This is a genomic window from Kaistella chaponensis (genome assembly GCF_900156725.1).
Classification (GTDB): domain Bacteria; phylum Bacteroidota; class Bacteroidia; order Flavobacteriales; family Weeksellaceae; genus Kaistella; species Kaistella chaponensis.
Genome location: NZ_FTOI01000005.1, coordinates 60465 through 80035 on the forward strand (window position 1 = coordinate 60465; position 19571 = coordinate 80035).

At 36.0% G+C, this 19571-nt stretch carries 18 protein-coding genes and 3 tRNA genes; 10 read left to right on the top strand and 11 right to left on the bottom strand.

Going from position 1 to position 19571, the window contains the following annotated elements; genetic code table 11:
• Nucleotides 1-3 precede the first annotated feature (3 nt).
• From BW932_RS06630 to BW932_RS06665, 8 genes are all read right to left on the bottom strand, one after another.
• Nucleotides 4-513, bottom strand: coding sequence for a DUF6973 domain-containing protein (locus BW932_RS06630; protein ID WP_076386659.1), 510 nt, complete (start codon nucleotides 511-513; stop codon nucleotides 4-6).
• 55 nt (nucleotides 514-568) lie between these two features.
• Nucleotides 569-1420, bottom strand: a complete 852-nt coding sequence (gene accD, locus BW932_RS06635; protein ID WP_076386661.1) for an acetyl-CoA carboxylase, carboxyltransferase subunit beta — start codon at nucleotides 1418-1420, stop codon at nucleotides 569-571.
• A gap of 85 nt (nucleotides 1421-1505) precedes the next feature.
• Nucleotides 1506-2573: a class II fructose-bisphosphate aldolase gene (gene fbaA, locus BW932_RS06640; RefSeq protein ID WP_076386663.1), complete on the bottom strand. Its 1068-nt coding sequence runs from the start codon at nucleotides 2571-2573 to the stop codon at nucleotides 1506-1508.
• A gap of 70 nt (nucleotides 2574-2643) precedes the next feature.
• Nucleotides 2644-3510: an NAD kinase gene (locus BW932_RS06645; RefSeq protein ID WP_076386665.1), complete on the bottom strand. Its 867-nt coding sequence runs from the start codon at nucleotides 3508-3510 to the stop codon at nucleotides 2644-2646.
• Nucleotides 3511-3596: 86 nt separating this feature from the next.
• A complete protein-coding gene (locus tag BW932_RS06650) occupies nucleotides 3597-4250 on the bottom strand; it encodes a CBS domain-containing protein (RefSeq protein ID WP_076386667.1) in 654 nt (217 codons plus the stop codon).
• 171 nt (nucleotides 4251-4421) lie between these two features.
• Nucleotides 4422-5306, bottom strand: coding sequence for a DMT family transporter (locus BW932_RS06655; protein WP_076386669.1), 885 nt, complete (start codon nucleotides 5304-5306; stop codon nucleotides 4422-4424).
• Nucleotides 5296-5946, bottom strand: coding sequence for a leucyl/phenylalanyl-tRNA--protein transferase (gene aat / locus BW932_RS06660; RefSeq protein WP_076386671.1), 651 nt, complete (start codon nucleotides 5944-5946; stop codon nucleotides 5296-5298). Before aat ends, BW932_RS06655 begins: the two co-directional genes overlap by 11 nt.
• A gap of 62 nt (nucleotides 5947-6008) precedes the next feature.
• A complete protein-coding gene (locus tag BW932_RS06665) occupies nucleotides 6009-6386 on the bottom strand; it encodes a DUF3127 domain-containing protein (protein WP_076386673.1) in 378 nt (125 codons plus the stop codon).
• Between the two features lie 159 nt (nucleotides 6387-6545).
• Between BW932_RS06665 and BW932_RS06670 the strand changes: the two genes are divergently transcribed.
• The 4 genes from BW932_RS06670 to BW932_RS06685 all read left to right on the top strand — a co-directional run bounded on the left by BW932_RS06670 (nucleotide 6546) and on the right by BW932_RS06685 (nucleotide 7478).
• Nucleotides 6546-6627: transfer RNA gene (locus tag BW932_RS06670), tRNA-Leu, on the top strand.
• A 47-nt stretch (nucleotides 6628-6674) separates the two neighbouring features.
• Nucleotides 6675-6747 (top strand) — tRNA-Gly (locus BW932_RS06675).
• 9 nt (nucleotides 6748-6756) lie between these two features.
• A tRNA-Leu gene (locus tag BW932_RS06680) sits at nucleotides 6757-6840 on the top strand.
• Between the two features lie 296 nt (nucleotides 6841-7136).
• Nucleotides 7137-7478 carry a hypothetical protein gene (locus BW932_RS06685; protein WP_076386675.1) on the top strand — a complete coding sequence of 114 codons (342 nt, stop codon included), beginning with the start codon at nucleotides 7137-7139 and terminating at the stop codon, nucleotides 7476-7478.
• 21 nt (nucleotides 7479-7499) lie between these two features.
• Here the strand turns inward: BW932_RS06685 and BW932_RS06690 are convergent, their stop codons facing one another.
• The 3 genes from BW932_RS06690 to BW932_RS06700 all read right to left on the bottom strand — a co-directional run bounded on the left by BW932_RS06690 (nucleotide 7500) and on the right by BW932_RS06700 (nucleotide 12207).
• Nucleotides 7500-10172 (bottom strand): AsmA family protein, encoded by a 2673-nt coding sequence (locus BW932_RS06690; protein ID WP_076386858.1) that lies wholly within the window; start codon nucleotides 10170-10172, stop codon nucleotides 7500-7502.
• A 144-nt stretch (nucleotides 10173-10316) separates the two neighbouring features.
• On the bottom strand, nucleotides 10317-11111 hold the full coding sequence (locus tag BW932_RS06695) for a DUF2797 domain-containing protein (protein ID WP_076386677.1): 795 nt from the start codon (nucleotides 11109-11111) through the stop codon (nucleotides 10317-10319).
• Between the two features lie 37 nt (nucleotides 11112-11148).
• Nucleotides 11149-12207 (bottom strand): DUF389 domain-containing protein, encoded by a 1059-nt coding sequence (locus BW932_RS06700; protein ID WP_076386679.1) that lies wholly within the window; start codon nucleotides 12205-12207, stop codon nucleotides 11149-11151.
• A 221-nt stretch (nucleotides 12208-12428) separates the two neighbouring features.
• On the opposite strand from BW932_RS06700, the gene BW932_RS06705 reads away from it, so the two are divergent.
• The 6 genes from BW932_RS06705 to BW932_RS06730 all read left to right on the top strand — a co-directional run bounded on the left by BW932_RS06705 (nucleotide 12429) and on the right by BW932_RS06730 (nucleotide 19397).
• Entirely contained in the window at nucleotides 12429-13457 is a 1029-nt protein-coding gene (locus BW932_RS06705; protein ID WP_076386681.1) for a GDP-mannose 4,6-dehydratase, read from the top strand.
• A 97-nt stretch (nucleotides 13458-13554) separates the two neighbouring features.
• Entirely contained in the window at nucleotides 13555-13776 is a 222-nt protein-coding gene (locus tag BW932_RS06710; RefSeq protein ID WP_015807225.1) for a DUF2795 domain-containing protein, read from the top strand.
• 108 nt (nucleotides 13777-13884) lie between these two features.
• Nucleotides 13885-16956, top strand: a complete 3072-nt coding sequence (secA, locus tag BW932_RS06715; RefSeq protein ID WP_076386683.1) for a preprotein translocase subunit SecA — start codon at nucleotides 13885-13887, stop codon at nucleotides 16954-16956.
• Between the two features lie 103 nt (nucleotides 16957-17059).
• A complete protein-coding gene (locus BW932_RS06720) occupies nucleotides 17060-18028 on the top strand; it encodes an ROK family protein (protein ID WP_076386685.1) in 969 nt (322 codons plus the stop codon).
• 225 nt (nucleotides 18029-18253) lie between these two features.
• The gene (gene msrA / locus BW932_RS06725; protein ID WP_076386687.1) at nucleotides 18254-18817 is read left to right on the top strand and encodes a peptide-methionine (S)-S-oxide reductase MsrA; all 564 of its coding nucleotides are present in this window, start codon (nucleotides 18254-18256) and stop codon (nucleotides 18815-18817) included.
• Nucleotides 18818-18902: 85 nt separating this feature from the next.
• Nucleotides 18903-19397 carry a thermonuclease family protein gene (locus BW932_RS06730; protein WP_076386689.1) on the top strand — a complete coding sequence of 165 codons (495 nt, stop codon included), beginning with the start codon at nucleotides 18903-18905 and terminating at the stop codon, nucleotides 19395-19397.
• Nucleotides 19398-19571: the final 174 nt, after the last annotated feature.

Consider the following 19571-nt stretch of genomic DNA (forward strand, 5'->3'; position numbering starts at 1 on the left):
GCACTACTCCTTTAAATAAACCAATTCATCACCAAAATCATCCTCTAATTTTTCTAAAATTTTTGCGGTTTTCGTTTTCTGCATCAATTTTTCTACAAAGAAACTGGTTTCAAAAAACTGGCGGTGAATCCCGGGAAGAAGTTCCATGAAAAGATTGATTCCTACTTGGTTATTGTGCAAATCCATCTTGGTTTCTAGGGGTTCATTGGGAAAGAGTTCTTCGTGCAAATCGGTCATTTTTTTGCAATAATCTAAGGCTTTTTGGGGGGAAGAAATTTTGCAACAGTACATCAAAATAAGACAATTCCAGAGCGAATGCCGAAATGCGTTCCCAATTCCATTGTTAGAATGGGTTTTCGGAAAATGCTTTTGAGCCAAAGAAAAACTTCTGAGAATCGCATAAAAACCCATTATCGAAAATAAAGGATGCGGAAGCGTTAATCCCATCACTTTCTTTATTTTATCGAAACTAAGGGATCGTAAAGCATTAAATATTATTGAAATATTCCTCATAAAAAAGAAATCCCACCTCCATAGAGGTGAGATTTTATGAATTTGTAATTGTTATTTAAGAGTGAACCAAAAGATTCACTGTTTTAGAAACTTTGTCTTTAATTTCGGTTCTTTTTACAATAAAATCGACGAAACCTTTTTCCTGCAAAAATTCTGAAGTTTGAAAACCTTCCGGCAAATCTTTACCAATGGTTTCGCGAATTACTCTTGGTCCCGCAAAACCGATTAAAGCTCCTGGTTCTGCCATGATAATATCTGCAGTCATCGCGAAAGAAGCGGTAATTCCACCAAAAGTTGGATCGCACAAATACGCAATGTATAAAAGTCCGGCTTCAGAAAGTTGAGCTAATTTTGATTGTACTTTCGCCAATTGCATCAAGGAATAAGTCGCTTCTTGCATTCTTGCACCACCTGACTGACAAATAATCATGTAAGGAAGTCGGTGTTCGATACAATAATCGACTGCTCTACGGATTTTTTCGCCCATCACAGATCCTAATGAACCACCGATAAAACTAAAATCCATACAAGAAATTACCATTTCGGTATTATTCACTTTTCCAACTGCATTTCTGATAGAATCGGTGAGTTTGGTTTTCGATTTTACTTCTTTCAAACGGTCTGCATACGACTTGGTATCTTTGAAATTCAGCATATCTACACTCTCTACATTCGCATCGAGTTCGGTATATTTATTTTCATCAAAAAGGATTGAGAAAAATTCTGTACTTCCGATTCTCACGTGGAAACCATCTTCTGGAGAGACGTAATTATTGGCTTTCAGTTCTTCGTGCTCGATTACTTTTCCTGTCGGAGTTTGATGCCAAAGTCCTTTGGGAACATCTTTTTTGTCTTCCGTAGAAGTGGTGATATTTTGCGTTTTTCTTTTAAACCAGTCGAATGCCATATTTTTCTTAATTTTAGATTCTAGATTTTAGATTCTAAATTAAAAACGAGTAACTCATTTAAAATTTAAAATCTAAAATTTATAATTAAAGCGTATTGATATTATTTAAATCACGGAAAGCTTCCTCTAATCTTGTAGAAAAAGTTTCTTCTCCTTTTCTAACCCAAACTCTTGGATCATAGAATTTTTTGTTTGGTTTTTCGTCCCCTTCAGGATTTCCTACTTGTGTTTTTAGATAGTCTAGTTTTTCGACCATATAATCTCTGATTCCTTCGGTATAAGCAAATTGAAGATCAGTATCGATATTCATTTTGATGGCTCCGTAACTTACCGCTTCTCTAATTTCTTCTACTGAAGAACCAGATCCACCGTGAAAAACAAAATTAACTGGTTTTTCACCTGTTCCGAATTTTTCCTGAACATATTTCTGAGAATTATCTAAAATTTTCGGTGTCAATTTCACATTTCCGGGTTTGTAAACTCCGTGAACATTTCCAAAAGCAGCAGCAATGGTGAAATTTGGAGAAATCGCATTAAGTCTTTCGTAAGCATAAGCAACTTCATCGGGTTGTGTGTATAATTTAGAAGAATCAACATCGGTATTATCTACCCCATCTTCTTCACCACCAGTTACGCCCAATTCAATTTCTAAGGTCATGCCCATTTTCGCCATTCTCTCGAAATATTTGCAAGAAATATCTAAATTTTCTTCGATCGGTTCTTCAGATAAATCCAACATGTGTGATGAATAAAGGGATTTTCCTGTTTGTGCGAAAAACTCTTCGTTCGCATCCATCAATCCATCAATCCAAGGCAATAATTTTTTTGCGCAGTGATCGGTATGTAAAATTACGGTTGCTCCGTACGCTTCTGCCAAAGTATGAATATGTTTTGCACCGGCAACTGCGCCTAAGATAGCAGATTTTTGACCGTCGTTGCTCAACCCTTTTCCTGCATTGAAAGCGGCACCGCCATTAGAAAACTGAATAATCACCGGAGCATTCAATTTCGCTGCAGTTTCTAGCACTGCATTTACATTGCTGGAACCAATTACATTCACTGCTGGAAGTGCATAGTTGTTCTCTTTTGCGTGATTAAAAATATCGGTAACCAATTGTCCTGTGGCAACACCTGCCGGAAAAAGTCTGCTCATAATTTATATTTTAAAAGATTTTTAACTAAAAATTTAGAAGTGTAAAGTTAGGGATTTTATGCGAAAAAGGTTAGTTTCTTTTGTCTTTTCCCCAAAGCAATTTTTGGCGAATGGTTTCGTAAAAACTGAGATTATTAGGATGAATCAACAAAATTTGAAAATGCGCTTTCCTTAAAACAATCTCTACATCGGTTTCCATGTGGATTAATCGCGAATCTAAGGAAAGGGAATATTGTGGAACGCGACTTTCTACTTTCAGGCGAATTTCTACATCATCATTCACAATTAAAGGACGCACATTTAAATTATGGGGCGCAATTGGAGTGATGACAAAATTTTGGTTGGTCGGCGTAATAATTGGTCCACCGCAACTTAAAGAATACGCTGTAGAGCCAGTTGGTGTGGAAATAATAACACCATCGCCCCAAAAAACATTTAGAAATTCACCATCGATGTAGGATTCTACGGTAATCATCGCCGTAGTTTCCTTTCGGGAAATCGTAATATCATTTAAAGCGTATGGAAAAAATGAGGCATTTTTAGGCGAAACGATTTCAATGACCGATCTTCTGCTGATTTTCACGTTACCATTAATGATATCATTAAGCTCCAGAAAAATTTCTTCTTTCGTAAAACTTGCCAAAAACCCGAGCCGACCGGTATTCACACCAACCACCGGAATTTCTAAATCCTGAATAAAAAGAAGAGAAGTTACGATCGTTCCATCGCCGCCGAAAGTAAAAAACAGATCGACTTTTTTTTCCTTTAAATCTTCTTTGCCCGCAAAAGTTTCGAACTCTTTGGAAAATTGCATCGAATTTGCCATTTCTTCATTAAGAATTGCCTGAACGCCGCGTTTTTCAAGTTCAGACACAAATTTGCTTAAATACAGAAAAGTATCTAAATCGCTTTTTTGAGAATAGATTGCTACTTTCATCTGATGATTCTAATTTTTTTATTGGTCAGATGGGAAACCAACACCATTTTATTTTCATTCAACCAACGGAAATGGCATTTCATTAGTTAAAATTCGAGATATTTTTGAAAAAAACCAAATCGGTCTTTCATCAATTCTTCTTTTTCATCATCATAGTATTTGTGAACTACATTGTACCCATATCTCTCGAAAGTTTCATCGATAGAACTGAGATTCTCACTATTTATTTTCAAGGTAATTTGAATAAAATCTTCGCCAATCTGATTCACAAAACACCCATAAATCTTGCCATTATTAGATTCTACAATTTTGCAGACTTCGGTGAAGGAATAGTGCATATCATTGGTCTGAACAATCATCACTGCTCCATTTTCGGAAAAAAGTGGATATTTCGAAAACTCATTAAAAATATCGTCACAGGAAAGGTATCCCACATATTTTTCGACCCTAGAAATTACAGGAATTACGTTTGCATTAAAAGCATGGAAAAGATTGATGGAATCTAATAAATTGCCATCATCTAGAATCGCAAATTTCTCAAAATGCACCGCCAAACTACCGAGACTACCTTCTGGACTTTCTTCTAAAAAAGATTGACTGACTGCGCCTTGATAAATGCCTTTCTTTTTAACAAAAATGTGCGAATAACCAAACTCTTTTGCGATTTCGTTTGCATCCTCAATTCGGTCGCTAGAATTAAATGCAGGATAATCTTTGGAGATATAATCTTTGATAAACATGACGCTAATTTAGGGAAATATTAAAAAGGGTGAACGGTTTTTAAACAATTTTAAAATTATTAAAGAATAATTTGCATTGTAATAAAACAAAATATATCTTTGTCGCCTTTCATTTTTACTTTTTATTAGATTTATTTCAAACTGTGATGCTTTCGGGCATTGCAGTTTTTTTTATTTTGTGACCAGAGGTTTTGCTCGCAGGAAAATTAATCCAGCCAAAATTACAACACCTCCTAAACCTTGCATTGGTGTTAATTTCTCCCCGTCTAAGATCCCCCAAATCACTGCAACAACCGGCATCAACAAAGTTACTGTGGAAGCAAATAATGGGGTTGAAATACTCAGAAGACGATAATTGAGCATCATCGCCAAACCAGTACCAAAAATTGAAAGTAAACTCACAAATCCCAATCCTACAAAGAGATTCTCATTCGCATGAAGGTTATTAAAAAATCCCGAAAACACCAAAGTGATGAGAGAGGGCAAAATTAATACGAAAGAAAAAACAAAAGCCGACAAAATTTTCGCAGGAATCTCATGAAGCTTTGATTTTACAGTGGTAGTAGAAATTGCGTAACACAAAGTCGCTAGAAGCAAAAGCACAATTGGAATAAGTTTCAACTCGCCACTTTCTCCTCCGGAAAGCGCTAAAATGCAGGCTCCGGAAAAACTTATTGCAACGCCAATTAATTGTCTTTTACTGGTAGAAAATTTCCAAAAAAGAGTTCCCACAATAATAACGAAGATGGGCATCATCGAATTGATGATTCCAGCAATACTGCTGCTGATTTGAGTTTCGGCAATCGGAAAAAGAAACATTGGAATAAAATTTCCCGTCACTGCCGCAATAATTAACCACTTCAAATGTTTTCTGGGGAATTTTTTGATGTTCAGAATTGCCAAAGGGAGAAGAACAATCCCCGCAATTAAAACGCGCAACGCTCCTACTTCATAAGGAGTGAAATGCTCCAGAGATTTTTTGATGAGGATAAATGATGAACCCCAGATGATGGAAAGTACCACCAGTAAAACCCATCTTTCTTTTTCAGGATTCATTATTTCTTTTTAAAATTGTTAAATAGTCTTTTTTAGAAATCATTTTCGCTCCCAAACTTTCCAAGTGTTCGGAAAAAATTTGACAGTCAATTAACTCTAAATTTTCTTTATTGTTTTGAATAAAATTAATAAACCCGGCTTTTGAAGCATTGCTCACTTTGGCAAACATACTTTCGCCACAGAAAACATGACCAATTTGAATTCCATAAAATCCACCCACCAATTCTTCATTTTGCCAAACTTCGATACTTTTTGCGATTCCTAAATGATGAAGTTCAACAAAAGAATTGATGAGTTCATCGGAAATCCAGGTTCCGTCTTGGTCTTTTCTAAAGGTTTTCTGACATTCTTCTATGACTTCCCGAAAAAATTTATTTTCTGTAAAACTAAAAACTTCGTCGCGCAGAATTTTTCTCATTGATTTGGAAATCTTTACCACATTCGGAAAAAGAACAAACCGTGGATCTGGACACCACCACAAGATTTCTTCTCCCGGATTAAACCATGGAAAGAGACCTAATTGGTACGCAAAATGAATTCTTTCTGCGGACAAATCGCCTCCAATTGCCAATAAGCCACTCTCCGAATCAGTAGATTCTGGGTCTGGAAAAGAAATGATATGAGGATCGAGAAGAATCATTTTCAAAATGAAATCCTGCTTTTTGGAAAGCAGGATTATGATGTATTTTTTACTTAATAAGTCTAGAACGGCAAATCGTCATCTTCTTCAGCAAAGACATCTGTTTTAGATGCAGTGCTTTGCGAATCTGCTGGTTTTGCAGAAGTAGGCTCATTGAAATCATTTGAATCTACTTTTTCTACTTTCCAACCTGTGATTGAATTAAAATATTTCACATCACCTTGAGGAGAAGTCCATTCTCTACCTCCAATATTAATGGAAACTTTTACTTTATCACCTTCCTTCAATTGATTCAGCAGATCTCCTTTTTCCTTAAGAAACTCGATACTGATCGGTTGTGGATATTGTTCTTCGGTCACTACAACCATTTCTCTTTTCTGAAAACCGCTCGGAAAAGTCTGAACTTCACCTAATTTTTTCACTATTCCTTGTAATTCCATAATTGATTATATAAAGGTGTAAAAGTAAGAAATTAAGAAGAGATAGAGAAGCTAGAGTTTTAAAATTTTGAAAAAAATAAAAAAAATGAAAATTTATTGGGTTAGAAGAGAAAAAGTATTTATATTTGCACTCACAAAAAAAGGAAAGAAGTTCATTTTGCGGATGTGATGTAATTGGTAGCCATGCCAGACTTAGGATCTGGTGCTTCACGGCGTGGGGGTTCGAGTCCCTTCATCCGCACGATTTTTTTGAAATATTTTTTATTAAATTTTTAGAAAATTAGCTATGCGAAAATAGCTCAGCTGGTAGAGCACGACCTTGCCAAGGTCGGGGTCGCGGGTTCGAATCCCGTTTTTCGCTCTCCACTTTGCCTTGGTGGTGGAATTGGTAGACACGCAGGACTTAAAATCCTGTGTCCGTAAGGATGTACGGGTTCAAGTCCCGTCCGAGGTACTTCAAACGCTGTTAATCATTTGATTAGCAGCGTTTTTTATTTTTATAATCAATAAAAATTTTAATTACGCCTCGCTTTGCGTTTCTTCCACAGCAATAATCCTCTTGCTATAACACAGCATTTTGGTTTCACAAATGAAGTTGAGACCCATCTAAATAAGACCCATCTAAATATTTAAGTTCAGCGTTTAATTAACCGTCGCGTTATTCTGATGAGAGGAGATCATGTTTTATTTACGTTGTTCGTTTTTTTCGTGGTCCTTTATTTGATACGTTTACTAATTAAATATAACATCATGGACAATCATAACTTAAAAACACTCTCCCAAGTTCTAAATATTTTGATTCAACGCGGTATTACGAAAGAAATCACCATGAATGATCAACACCAAATGATTTTGGGGAAAGACGAAAAAATGTATCAACCTGAAGATCTTAGGATTGTAAAATCTTACCGCTTCGAAGGCGACAGCAATCCTGATGACAACGCAGTCTTGTATTTATTGGAAGATAAAGAGGGTGAACTTTCTACGATTCTAGATGCTTATGGCGCAGAAAGCAATCACAATGGAGAAGAATTTGATAATTTTCTTCGAAAGGTTCCGGTAGAAGAAAACCCCGAATATGACTTTGAATAAAACATAATCCAACCCAGGTATTTACGACCTGGGTTTTTTTTTGAATATTTTTTCGAAATCGGTTTTTTCCTTTATTTTTTCTTTGGTTTGTTGAACTTTCTCTTTGATTAACCCTGTTTTTTCTGCTACTTCTAGTTTTGTTTGCTTCAAGACTTTTTTATTCTCTTCCAATGCAGATTTGGTATTACCGATGGTTTCCTTAATCGTTTTCTCAGTTTTTGGCGCATTTTTACCGATGAGCGTTTTCTTTAATCCTTGCTCAATTCCACGCCAAAATAAGTTGAAAAAAGATTTGGTCTTGTCGCGCTCCACTTTTTCTACTTCAACAGATTCTGGATAATTACCAGAATTGCTTTTTACAAAAATATTTGCCACCGCCGAAAGTACCGTGTTTTTCTCACCATCTTTTTTCAAAACCGAAATCTTTAAATTTTCATGCTTCATCTTCAAACTTCCGGTGAGTCCTTCTCTATTTCCTTTAAAACTAAAAAGGAGATCAGAGATAAAACCCGTTGCGCGAATTTTCAGGTAAGGTTCAATAAAAGGGTTAATTCTCGCAGCTGGTAAATCGCCAACATTTCCGGAGATCGAAAACGAGTCCGTTAAATCTGCTGTATTAAAAGTCCATTTTACATTCATAGGCGATGCATTCATAAAAAGACAATTAATCGCGATCGGAACCACCGAAGAATTCCCTTTCATCTTCCCAGAATTGATATTTTTCACATTCATATTAAATCGATTGAAGGTGAGTGTTCCGGGTCCATCACTCTTTTTGGTATCTTCTTCGTAAGTTAAAACTGAATTTTTCAGATCCAAATTTTCAATCAGCAAAGGGAATTTAATACTTCTTAATAATTTTGAATACAACGGTTTTTCGGTGAGATCATCTTTCGGAATTTTACTTCTGAAAATATTGGCGTTCACTTCGCCTAAAGTCACTTGAGAAGCCTTTAAAAATGGTTGCGCAGAAAGAAAATCCCAATTGCCTTTCATCGAAATTTGATTTGCAGTAATGGTGTACAAATCTTTCTCGGTAGGAATCATTCGAATAAACTGTGCTCTGGAAACTTTTGGTTTCATGGCGAAATTAGAAATCTGAGCCGCATTTTTATTCCATTTTAATAATGAGGAAGATAAATGATAGAATTTTGTTTCATACTTAAAATTACGACTCGATAGACTGTAAAAACCTATTGTGAACGGAACAGTCCCTTTACCGCGCGATTCATCCCATTGGATATTTTGCACATTTGCATTCAAATCCTTTAAAATTAATGGTTGATTGCCTTTCGAATACGTAAGATTTGAATTTTTTAAATTCACATTTTTAATGATGAGCGGAAAAGAAACTCCTTCAAAGTTTGGCTTTTTAGTTTTCGGATGTTCTGCACCAACAATTTTTCCGTTCAGTCCGTTCACTAATATATTTTCGATGTTGAATTTCAGTTTGCGATCTCGGAAATTCCACTCTTTAATTTTTAAATTAACATTTTGCACCGTAAAATCGAGCAAAGTTTGATCTGAAGTTGAAACAGTGGGATTGACAGAAAGATTTCTAAAATCTGCCCATTTTGGCGAAATTGAAACTGCACCAGCTTTTACATTTTCAGAATTCGAAACATAATTAATTTGCTTCCCGACTATTTTAAAATCATTGTATTGAAAAGGAATATTGCCTTTTGCAGTTTCCTCGTTCATGACCAGTTGGTTGATATTCAGCGTGAGGTTTCCGGCGGAAAATAAGGGCGATCCGTTTGGTTTTACGATATTTATTTTGGCATTATTAAGGAGAACATCATCCAGTTGCACTTCGTAGGGAAAGTTTTTCTTTTTTTCTGGAGATTTTACATTGGTTGTGAACATTTTGAGTTCTGGATTTTCAAAACGAACTTTCTGTAAATTAATTCTATTATCTTTCAGTGCGATATTTTTAAACTCCATTTCAGAAGATTTAAAATCAAACAGATTTCTTTTTTCAGGATAAAATCTTTTAAAATTTTGATAAGAAAGCAAAGGAATCACTGCCAATTCTTTGACACTGATCTGATCTTCTTTTGTGGACATATATTTTGCGGTAAAAGCGTAAATATTATCGGGACGAACAAACAAGTTTTTCCCATTCACCGTATAGTGATCAAAAGTAAATGGAAGTTTGTTTTGCATGGAATCGTCATTCATCTGCAGGTTTTCTACCTTTAAATTTAGATCACGAACCGAAAAAGCCTTTTGTTTGGTGGATTGATAAACCTGAATATTTCCATTGTTGATGGTGATATTTTTGAAAGCAAATTCATTTTTATTGGTGCGCCCTTTTTTATCGCGTGATTTTGGGAGTATAATATTGAGGTTTGGACTTGCTAGTTTAAGATCAGAAATATTAATAGTTTTATTGAAAACCATATCGTAAAAACCTAATCTGGCCACAGAAAGCGTATCGACCGTTCCCTGCAAACCTATTTTATCCGTACGGTCAGGATTTTTATTGTTAATGGTGATTCCGGTAGAAAAAACAGTTCCAGTTCCCAGATCAACATCGAGGGTTTTGTACGTTACCACGTATTCTGACTGAGATTTGATGTAATTCGGAAGGTGATGTTTCAGCCAAAAATTTAATCCAAAATTTGCAAAAATAAAAAGAAGGAGTACGATTCCTGCGACAATCGAAAAAATTTTAAGGTATTTTTTTTTCATGATCATCCGTATAAAAATTTTGTGCCATTACAAATGAGAATTGAAACGATCGAACTTAATTTTCTTTAGTACATGCAAAAAAAATCTTATCAAAGGATCGTGAACTGCTCAAAGATGGTAAAGTGAATTGGTAAAATTGCAGAATTACTCGATTTTCATTTCAATCACATATCCTTCATGCCCACGAATATTGATAAAATCACCACCTTCGAAAGAAAGGTATTGTCCTTTGATACCTTGTAGAATTCCCTCAAACTCTGGTTTTTTATCCAGGGTAAAAGAATTGATTTTTTCTGGCGCGACATAAGGATAATCCAGTTTGCACATTTCGTGGTCTATGGAATAATAGTTTTTGAATTCCTCTGGGAAATATTCTTGCACTTTCTCGCGGAAATCAGCTAAATCTAGATCATCTTCATAATCGTCTTCTAACATTTTTCGCCAGTTGGTTTTATCGGCAAAATGTTCTTTCAAAGCCACTTCGATCATTCCTGCTTCATACCGATTCTGTGTTTTTGCAATGGGAATTGCGAAAGTTGCACCCTGATCAATCCATCTTGTTGGGATTTGAGTTTCTCTTGTAACGCCCACTTTCACGTCGCCTGTATATGCAAGATAGACAATATGTGGCACAAGCTGAATGGATTCTTCTACTTCCAGATTCCTTTCGCCGATTCCTAAATGTGCGGTCGAAAGTTCGGGACGAATAATGGTCTCACTTGCGTACGGACTTTCGAAAAAGCATCTTTTACAAAATCCCATGCGGTAAATTTTCTCATCATTACCACAGTTTACGCATTCGTACCCGACATGTTTGAGGGTGATTTTCTTACCGATCAACTGATTCATATTGATCAAATCTGAAGACAGGTTGAGAAAGTATTGAATGGGTTTCGCGTTTTGCGTGATCATTTTTAAAATTTGCCCTTGAAACTGCATAGTGATTGATACTTTTGGTAAAGATAAAATTTTAAGATCAGTTACGATTATTTTGCGATTTTATTTGTTGAATCTCTTCCTGCAAAGCCGAAATCTGTGTCTGAAGATTTTTCACTTCCGGATTTTGATTATTTTCCTGTCGTGGTGAATATTGCCAAATCAGATGGATATCTTTCACCATATTATCATGATCACTTAATCTGCTTTTTTCCAGGGTCATGCTATCATTAAGCACCGTTACTTTTAAAAAATTCTTTCCTTTATTTTGGAATGATTCGTAGCTAATAATGGCAAGTTCGGGATGGTTTGTTTTTATACTTTTTATATAGTGGTCGGATCTCTCTTTCAGTTTTTCCCGATCCCATTTTTTCTTTGTAAGTAAAATGCTTGGAATCAGAATGACAGCCGAAATCAATCCAATCATCATGTATGACTTTAGATTCCTGAATTTATTTTTGTTGAGGTAATATTTTTGATAACCCAAAACAATACTGAGAACGAATGAACCTACACCAATAAAAAAACAATTGATGAGGTAGAAATAAAATCCACCCCAAAAATACTCCCAGTTGCCATTTGCAATGCCAAAACCCGCAGTACAAAGCGGCGGGATGCAAGCTGTAGATACTGCAACACCGGCAATTACTTTAATGGCTTCTTTTCTCACAATACCAAGAAACCACGCAAGTCCGCCTAAAAAAGCGAGAAAACAATCGAAAATTGTCGCTGTTTTAAAACTTTCAAGTTGTGCCGTCTCTGCATGAAAAGGAGAAATAAGAAAGTACATGGTAGAAGAAAATAATGCGATGACAATCATTAAAATCCAGTTGACAATTCCCAATCTTATCAAAAGTCGGTTTCCGATCGATAAGCCGAAAGCAGCTCCAACAATCGGTCCCATCAGTGGCGAAATAAGCATTGCACCAATCACCGCTGCTGAACTGTTCGTATTTAAACCAATACAGGCAATACCCATCGAGATGACCAAAAGCCACAAATTGTGACCCCTGAAAAAAACACCTTCTTGTATTTCTGAAAAAGTAACCTCTTCATCTTCCTCTTTTGGTAAAACAATAAGTCTTCGGAAATCTATCATGCAATTATTTTAAACAAAAGTATGAAAACAACTTTTCCAAAACTGCATATCTCCTATTTTATTGAGTTAAAAAATACGAGCAGAGCCTTCATTAATTTTCAACAAAGGTCGTGAAAGCCTGGATTAGCATTCAAAAAACTCTTATTATGCCCTAATTGTACCCATTAAAAAAGTGTAGATTTTTTTATTAAATCCTTACCTTAGCATTCTAAAAATACATAATGAACTATATCGTTACAGGCGGAAGCGGATTTATTGGGTCTCATCTGGTGCAACATCTGTTGAAAAACGGACATTCTGTCATTAACATTGACAATTTTGATGATTTCTATGATTACCAAATAAAAATTAAAAATACTTTAGAATCCATCGGCAAAACTTTGGAATTTTCTTTCCACGAAAAAGAGTTGGATATTCAAAAACTTATTTTCGAAACCTCTTCGAAAAAATATCACCTTTATTATCAGGATATTCGGGATAAAGAAGGTTTAGAGAAAATTTTTACGAAACATAAAGTTGATGCAATCATTCATTTAGCAGCTTTGGCAGGAGTTCGTCCTTCAATTGCAGATCCAATGGCTTATCAGGAAGTTAATATAAAAGGCACGATGAATCTTTGGGAACTTTGCAAAGCGTTTAACATCACTAAATTCTTGAATGCTTCAAGTTCAAGTGTTTACGGCAATAACAGTAAAATTCCTTTCTCCGAATTAGATGCAGTTGACGAACCGATTTCACCTTATGCAGCAACAAAAAAATGCACTGAAATTCTAGGTCACGTTTACCATCATCTGTATGGGATTAACATGGTTCATCTAAGGTTTTTCACTGTTTACGGACCGAGACAGAGACCCGACTTGGCGATCTCTAAATTCACCACATTTATTAATTCCCACCAAGAAATTCCTTTTTATGGCGACGGTTCTACGGCAAGAGATTATACCTATATTGACGACATTATCGATGGAATTTTAAAATCTATCCACTATTTAGAAACCCATCAAAATGTGTATGAAATTATTAACCTTGGTGAAAACGAAGTCATCAATCTGAATCAGATGCTTGCAACGATCGAAGAAAATTTAGATAAAAAAGCCACCAAAAAAATTCTGCCATTACAACCCGGTGATGTACAAAAAACCAATGCCGACATTACCAAAGCACGGTCATTAATTGGCTATCATCCAACCACTCACTTCCAAAATGGCATAAAAAAATTTGTGGAATGGTTTTTGAAAAATGGTTCGTGATTAAATTAACAATAAAAAATCAAAATTTATTGAAAATCAGCGACAAAAACCTTTTTTATGTCGCCTATTTTTATACTTTTGCAAAAAATTATATGATATGTATTGGACATTAGAATTAGCTTCTTATTTAAGTGACGCACCTTGGCCGATGACGAAGGCAGAACTTATTGATTACGCAATTAGAACAGGTGCACCAATGGAAGTGGTAGAAAATCTTCAAGCCATCGAAGATGAAGGGGAAATATATGAGTCTATCGAAGAAGTTTGGAGCGATTACCCAACCGATGATGATTTCCTCTGGAATGAGGATGAATATTAAAAAAAACAGCCGGCTTTTGGCAAAACGCTTTAAGCCTTTTCATTAACATAAGCACAATTTGTGCAACATTGCTTATTGCCTTTTGCACTAAGCGCAAAGCTAAAACATATGGGTTTTATAGATAAAATTCTTAAAGGTTTCTTGGGGGACAAAAGTGTGACCGACCTGAAGGAAGTAAAAAAAGTAGTAAGTAAAATAAAAGCTGTTGAGCCAACTATAAATCAACTTTCTGATGATGGTTTGAGAGATAAAACCGCAGAATTTAAGGCTAAACTAAAAGCTGCAACTGCAAACATTACCGCTCAGATCGAAGAAACTAAAGAACAGATCAAAAATTCTAAAGATGTTGATGAAAAGGAAAACCTTTTTACCAAAATAGAAGAATTAAAAAAAGACTCCTATCAAATTGAAGAAAAAGTTCTGAAAGAAATACTTCCAGAAGCTTTTGCCTTGATCAAAGAAACTTCCAGAAGATTAGCAGAGAACGGAGAAATTCGAGTGAAAGCAACCGAACTTGACCGTGAATTGGCTTCAACTAAAGATTTCGTAAGCATTGAAGGAGAAACTGCGATTTGGGTCAACCATTGGGATGCTGCAGGAACCGCTGTTAAATGGGACATGGTTCATTACGACACTCAGTTTATCGGAGGAATCGAACTTCACAACGGAAAAATCGCGGAAATGGCGACCGGTGAAGGAAAAACTTTGGTGGGAACTTTACCTATTTACCTCAATGCACTTCCAGGACGTGGAGTTCACGTTGTAACCGTAAATGATTATTTGGCGAAACGAGATTCCGCTTGGATGGGACCTTTGTATCAATTTCATGGTTTAACAATCGATTGTATCGATTTGCACCAACCGAATTCTGACGCCCGAAGAAAAGCATATAATTCCAGTATTACGTACGGAACAAACAACGAATTTGGTTTCGATTATTTAAGAGATAACATGGTAACGTCTCCAACAGAATTGGTACAAGGAGAATTAAACTTTGCGATTGTTGATGAGGTAGATTCTGTTTTGGTTGATGATGCAAGAACACCATTAATTATTTCAGGACCAGTTCCACAAGGTGATCGCCAAGAATTTGATGTTTTAAAACCTTCTGTTGACAGAATTGTTGAAATTCAGAAAAAAACAGTTTCCGGAATTTTTAGTGAAGCAAAAAAATTAATCGCCAACGGAAATACCAAAGACGGCGGATTCAAACTTTTGCAAGCTTACAGAGGTTTACCAAAATCTCGACCCCTTATTAAATTTCTTTCTGAAAGTGGTCACAAAGCACTCCTTCAAAAAGTTGAAGGGCAATACATGGCAGACAACAACCGCGATATGCCGATTGTTGACAAAGATTTGTATTTCGTTATTGACGAAAAAAACAATCAAATTGATCTTACCGATAAAGGGGTGGAATATATGTCAGCTGGAAATGAAGACAAAGATTTCTTCGTTTTGAATGATATCGGTACTGAAATCGCAGAAATAGAAGCTAAAAATTTATCGAAAGAAGAAGAATTTGAAGCAAAAGAGAAAATATTTAGTGAATTTTCAGTAAAATCTGAGCGCGTTCACACTTTAAGCCAATTATTAAAAGCATATACTTTATTTGAAAAAGATGATGAATATGTGGTAATTGACGGTGAAGTAAAAATCGTAGATGAGCAAACCGGTCGTATCATGGAAGGGAGACGTTATTCCGACGGACTTCACCAAGCGATTGAAGCAAAAGAAAACGTAAAAATTGAAGCAGCAACACAAACTTTTGCAACCATTACTCTTCAAAATTACTTCCGCATGTACAATAAATTGGCGGGAATGACGGGTACAGCAGAAACTGAAGCTGGTGAACTATGGGAAATTTATAAATTGGATGTAGTGGTAATTCCTACCAACAAGCCTATTGTTCGAGATGACAGACAAGATTTGGTGTACAAGACCAATCGTGAAAAATACAATGCAGTTATTGAAGAAATCGAAAGATTAACCGCTGTTGGAAGACCGGTTTTAGTGGGAACAACTTCGGTTGAAATCTCTCAATTATTATCAAAAGCGCTTTCATTAAGAAAAATTCAGCATAATGTATTGAATGCGAAACTTCACGCCAGAGAAGCAGAAATTGTAGCAATGGCAGGAGGACCAGGAGTTGTAACCATTGCAACCAACATGGCAGGAAGGGGAACCGATATTAAATTGCAAGGAGAAGTTAAGAAAAACGGCGGATTGGCAATTATCGGAACCGAAAGACACGATTCTAGACGTGTTGACAGACAATTGCGTGGACGTGCCGGAAGACAAGGAGATCCTGGAAGTTCTCAATTCTATGTTTCTTTGGAAGATAATTTGATGCGACTTTTCGGTTCGGAAAGAATTGCGAAAATGATGGATAAAATGGGTCATAAAGAAGGTGAAGTAATTCAGCACGGAATGATTTCTAAATCCATCGAAAGAGCGCAGAAAAAAGTAGAGGAAAACAACTTCGGAATCAGAAAAAAATTGTTGGAGTATGATGATGTAATGAACAAACAGCGCGATGTCATCTACAAAAGAAGAAAGAACGCATTGTTCGGAGATCACTTGAAATATGATATTTCAAACATGATTTTCGATGTATCACAATCCATTGTAACCAAAGGAAAAATAGAAGGAGATTTCAAAGAATTTGAATACGAAATTATCAAAAACTTTACAATGGAATCGCCAGTTTCGGCAGACGAATTTAAAACTAAGCAAGTCCCTGAATTAACAAACTTATTATTTAAAGCTGCTTCAGCTGATTACCAAATGAAGCTGAATTTGCTAAAAGAAAAATCATTCCCAATCATCGAAAACGTTTACCAAAACCAAGGTTCTATGTTCAAAATGATTCAGGTTCCGTTTACAGATGGAATTAAAACAATGACCATTGTTACAGATCTGAAAGAAGCACACGACACGCAATGTGATTCCCTTATCAACGATTTTGAGAAAAACATTTCGCTTTCTATCATCGATGAAAACTGGAAGCTTCACTTGAGAGAAATGGATGATTTAAGAAAATCGTCACAAGGTGCAGTTTACGAACAAAAAGATCCTTTGGTGATTTACAAACAAGAGTCTTTTTATCTTTTCAGCGAAATGGTTGAAAGAGTAAATAAAGAAATCATTTCATTTTTATACAAAGGAGAAATCCCAACGTAAAAAGGTCAACTTATTATATTTAAAACTTCCTCGGCATCGGGGAAGTTTTTTTGGGTCTTTTACTTAAATATTTTGTATTTTTAAAGGCTAAAAATAAAACTAGATGTCCTTAATCGATTTATCAAAACAAGTTGCACTCGGTGTCGATATCGGTGGAACCAACACCAAATATGGAATTGTAAACCACCGTGGAGAAATTCTGGCGAAAGGCCATTTAAAAACTGAAGATTATCCGAAAGTTGAAGATTTTATTGATGCCCTTTATAATGAAGTATCCCCATTGATAGACAAGCACTGCTCTCAAAAGCAATTTGATGGAATCGGCGTGGGTGCACCAAATGCCAATTTCTATAGCGGCACAATTGAGCAGGCGCCAAATCTTCATTGGAAAGGAATCGTTCCTTTTGCCGAATTAATGACAAAAAAGTTTGGAGTACCTTGTAAAATGACCAACGATGCTAATGCTGCAGCTTTGGGCGAAATGATGTTTGGTGCGGCGAGAGGAATGAAAGATTTCATCATGATGACTCTAGGAACTGGTGTTGGAAGCGGAATTGTAGCCAACGGACAACTGATTTACGGACATGATGGTTTTGCCGGAGAACTAGGACATACCATTGTAAAACCAGGTGGCAGAAAACACTGGAGTACTGGTTCTGAAGGTTCTTTGGAAGCTTATGCTTCGGCAACGGGAATTACCATCACCGCAAAAAAAATGCGTGCCGAATTTCCTGATTCGAAGCTAAACGAATATCCTGAAGCAGAGATCAACTCACAGGTTGTATTTGAATGCGCAAAAAAAGGTGACGCTACTGCGATTGAAGTATTTCGTTATACGGGTCAGAAATTGGGGGAAGCTTTAGCCAATTTTGTGATGTTTTCTTCGCCGGAAGCGATTTTACTTTTTGGTGGCGTTATACACGCAGGAGATTTTATTCTGAAACCCACGAAACTTCATATGGAGCGTAATCTTTTACCTATTTTTCGTAACAAAGTTCGGCTAGTCTTCAGTGAGCTTGATGAAGCAGATGCCGCCATTCTGGGTGCGAGTGCTTTGGTGTGGGATAAGTGACTATCGTGGTTTTCTTAAATCCCTTTCAAAATATCGGTAAAAAAATTTTTGAAACGATACTTTCTCGTAGATTTTAAAAACTATGCGGGTTTATGACTTCCTGAAATCTACTCAATCAGTAAAATCAGCGAAAAATTTAAATTAAAAAAAATGATTCTTCTCATTCTTTCAAAAAATGGTCTGTTTTGTGCAGAAGAGGGTGAAAAAGAATTTAAAATATAAAAAATGAGTCAACAAAATTTAGAATATATCACCTTTGGTGGTGGTTGTTTTTGGTGTGTAGAAAGTTGTTTTAATCTATTAACCGGAGTGCATGCTGCGATTTCGGGGTATTCTGGCGGACATAAAGCCAACCCGACTTATGAGGAGGTTTGTACGGGAGAAACGGGCCATGCTGAAGTGGTGCAAATTGCTTATGATCCGTCTCTTATTTCGTATGAGCAGCTAATGGATGTTTTCTTTTTCCTGCATGATCCTACGCAACTGAACAGACAAGGAAATGATATCGGAACGCAATACCGCTCGGTGATCTTTTTTAAAGATGAAGCGGAAAAAGCTAAAGCTGAAAACGCATTGAAACAATCTGAACTTAGCGAAAGATGGAACGGACAATATGTGACAGAAATTACAAAGTTGGAGGAGTTTTTTCCGGCAGAACAATATCATCAAGGTTACTATGAAGTTAACCCAACGCAACCATATTGCAGTGCAGTAGTGGGACCGAAGATTGCAAAATTCAAAAAGCATTACGGTGAATTGGGAATGCTTCGTGCAGACTTAAATAATTAAAAAAGAAGCGAAGATTATTTCTTCGCTTTTTTGTGCCTCAATCTCAGATCGAATTCCTTTTATATAAAGGATTAAATACTACTTAATGATGAAAAAAAGCTTCCTCCTCTTTCTTTTAATTTTCTGTTCCTTCGCTTTTTGCCAAACCTACAAGGTCATCGGTATCAAAGATGGTGATACCGTCTCACTGCTAATGGACGGAAAAGAACAGACGGTTCGTTTGGCACATATCGATTGTCCGGAAAAAAAACAGCCGTATGGTACGAAAGCGAAGGATATGATTTCGGTGCTTTGTTTCGGGAAAATGGTAAGTTTGAAAGGTGATGGAAAACGGGACCGCAATGGCAGATTAATTGCAGAACTCCTTCTTCCTAATGGGATTAATGTAAATAAAACTTTGGTAAAAGCTGGTTTAGCTTGGCATTTTAAGAAGTATTCTAAAGATGAAATTTATGCTCAATTAGAAATTGAAGCTCGAAATAAAAAAGTGGGATTGTGGAAAGATAAAACTCCTGTATCACCGTGGAATTGGAGAAAAATGAAGAAAGAAGAGAAGGCTATCAATTCCGTGGCCTTTTAAATTTAATTAAAAGCTTTATCTTAAATAAGGAAATACAGAAGAATATAATGTGTTTTGGGAAAGTAAAATGTTTTGCAGTCCTACAAAATTAACTTCACGAAGAAAATCTTCATGTTTTCTTATGTTCAGATTGGTAAAGTTTTAACGGTACATCTGAATTGGGGTTGAATTACC